We start from the raw sequence: 2,702 nt of genomic DNA on the forward strand, positions 1-2,702 counted from the left end.
CCGGCGACGACGCCGCCACGGTCACCGCCGGCCAGTTGCGGGACGTGGTGCAACGGCTGATCGCCGCCGGACAGTGGCAGCCCGGTGATCCGGACATGTGGATCGTCGCGGACGCCGGCTAACGCCTACGCGGGACCGCTGCTCGGCTCCGGCGCCCCGGCCGTCACCGCGACCACCCTGCCTCGCACGGCTTGTCTGGAAGGCCCGCGCGCACCTGCCGCTCGGCCCGTCCCGGATCGCTGCCGCCGCCGTCGTCCTGGTGCGGCCATGACCACCACCTCGAACCAGCGAGGACGGAACCGACCGTGAACATTGACGACCTCAGCGCGCTCTACGACGCCAACGAGACACTGCTGACCGCCCTTGCCATCCTGGCCGGGCTCGGCCTCCTGCTCGCCATCGCCAGACGGATACGCAGGATGCAAGAGCACCGGCTGACGCTGCTCGTCGCCAACATCCTGACCATCCTCGCGGCGGCGCTGGCAACGATGGTGTCCGCGTCGGGCATGTGGAAGTTCTTCACCGACGTTCTCGGCTCGTCGCCGCTGCGGATCGTGTTCTTCGCCTACATCGAGGTCGCGCTGTTCGCGAGCGCGCTGCTGGCCCGCGCCCGACTGCTGTGCGAGCCGGAGAAAGGCTCCACCGGGGTTGATGGCGTCGCGGTCTGGGTCCTCGCCGGCCTGACCGCAAGCCTGTCCGCCCTCGACGCCGACACCTTCCGCGAGGTATGCCTACGCCTGGTCGCACCGCTGGTCGCCGCATGGATGTGGGAACGCGCCCTGGCAGCCGAACGCAGCGCCCGGCTCGGCAGAACCGCAACCGGCATCCGCTGGGCCGTCACGCTAGAGCGGATCTTCGTCTGGCTGCGGCTGGCCGAAGCCAAAGGCCGCGACGTTTCCGAAGTCGACCGCGCGCGTCGGCGTGCCCGGCTCGGCCGCGCCCGCCTGAACCTTCACCTGTTGCAGAACAAGGAGAAGACAGCCGCCTGGCGGCTACGCCATGCCCACAACCGGGTGATCCGGCAGGCGATGCAAGCCTCCGAGCACATCGGCCTAGCCGACCTCCCTGAGGCCACCAACGAACGCGAAGCCATCCAGATGTATATGGCCGCCCTCTACGGGTTTGTCGACGCCACCTCACCGGACGCCGTAGCGCACCTCAACGCCTGGCGAATGAGCGCCACCACCCAAGATCCGGACGCCACGGTCCTCGAAGGGCTGCACAACGACGCTGGTGATGGTGCCAATCCGGAGCGGATCGTGACAACTCCCGGTGGTGCCAGCTCGCTGATCGAGTACGTGCCCCGCCACCCCAACGGGCACAGCAACGAGGTCAAGATCAGCAGGCCGGGTGCCGTCGCGACACCACCCAACGGCGGTCTTGGCGAGGACAAATCAGGCCTCGACGAGCGCGGACTCGCCCGCACCGAGCCGCCGCTGAGCAAGCCAGCCCACGGAAAAAGCCAGCCAACAGCACCACCATTGGGGCGGAGCCGGCACGATGTGGCGCCACCCGATGACCAAGACGGCGGCGACGTCGAGGAAGTGCTGAACCGGGTCGGTGCCGGTGGTATTGGTGGCGACGGCGAAGCTGCGGCGGGCATTGGTACGGAGGAGGATGCCGACCACTCTGCCGTCGAGGTCATGCGCCGGTTCTGGGATGACGAGACCGCCAAAGGCCGCATCCCCACCGGGGCCGAACTCTCCCGTGCCGCAGGCGTGCCGCCGAGCACCGGGCTCGGGCGACGCAAGCGCCGCGAATGGGTGGCCAGCCTTCCCGAAAACCCAAAGACCGCCGCTGGGACGAGCCGGTGACCGCGGTGCAATGACGCGTCCGTGTGAGCCGTGCTCGATCACGCATCGGCCGGAGGAAGCAGGAGTCACCCGCGGGGGACGTCCCACAACTTGACCGTTCCGTCCCAACTGTCGGCGGCGATGGTCGCGCCGTCCGGGCTGAAGATGGCCTTGTTGATTGTGCTCGTATGGCCGGTGAGGGTTGCGACCCGGCTCGCGGTGATCGCCGACCAGATCTCCACGGAGTTTTTGGCGGTGTACAGGGCGAGCAGGCGGCCGTCGGGGCTGAAGGCGGCAGGCCCGCCATCAACGGGTCCGATCAGGCGGCCCGACGGCAGGTCCCACAACAGCGGCAGATCGGGGCTGCTGCTCGTGGTGAGCACCGCGCGGCCGTCGGGGCTGACCAAGACGCTGCGGACCGCTTCGGTGTGACCGGTCAGCGTCGCCACGCAGGTGCCCGTTGAGGTGTCCCAGCAGCACGCGGTTTTGTCGTCGCTTCCCGTGACGAGTAGCTTGCCGTCCGGGCTGAAGGCGAGCTCGTTTATTACCTCGGCATGTCCGGCGAGCTTGCTGATCAGCTGCCCGTTGTCCGTCCGCCACAGGTATGCGACGTTCCCGCTGGACGTTGCGACCAGGGCGCCAGCGGGCGAAAAGTCGAGGTTGCTTACGCCGGAATGATGGTCGGGTAGGAAGAACAGCGTCTCGCCGCTCTTCGGGTCGCGTATGCGTACCCGCTGGTCGCCGGTACTTGCTGTTGCCAGGAAGCGGCCGTCAGGCGAGAAGTCCGCCCACCGTACGCCTCCCGCGTGCCCGGCTAGCTTGATCTTTAACCGGTTCGGCGTGGCCTCGGGTTATTCGAAGTCTTCGTTTTCTTCGTGCCACCTTTCGGTTTTGTGCTGGTGGCGGCGG

2 protein-coding genes are annotated in these 2,702 nt (G+C 68.0%); one reads left to right on the forward strand and one right to left on the reverse strand.

All coding sequences use genetic code 11. From position 1 onward, the window contains the following. Positions 1-305: 305 nt before the first annotated feature. On the forward strand, positions 306-1,814 hold the full coding sequence (locus AB0C02_RS33490) for a hypothetical protein (RefSeq protein WP_357553225.1): 1,509 nt from the start codon (positions 306-308) through the stop codon (positions 1,812-1,814). Positions 1,815-1,879: 65 nt separating this feature from the next. Here AB0C02_RS33490 and AB0C02_RS33495 read toward each other — a convergent pair whose 3' ends face one another. Continuing rightward, the gene (locus AB0C02_RS33495) at positions 1,880-2,617 is read right to left on the reverse strand and encodes a WD40 repeat domain-containing protein (protein WP_357553226.1); all 738 of its coding nucleotides are present in this window, start codon (positions 2,615-2,617) and stop codon (positions 1,880-1,882) included. Positions 2,618-2,702: the final 85 nt, after the last annotated feature.

Source organism: Micromonospora sp. NPDC048999 (assembly GCF_040649295.1).
Taxonomy (GTDB): domain Bacteria; phylum Actinomycetota; class Actinomycetes; order Mycobacteriales; family Micromonosporaceae; genus Micromonospora.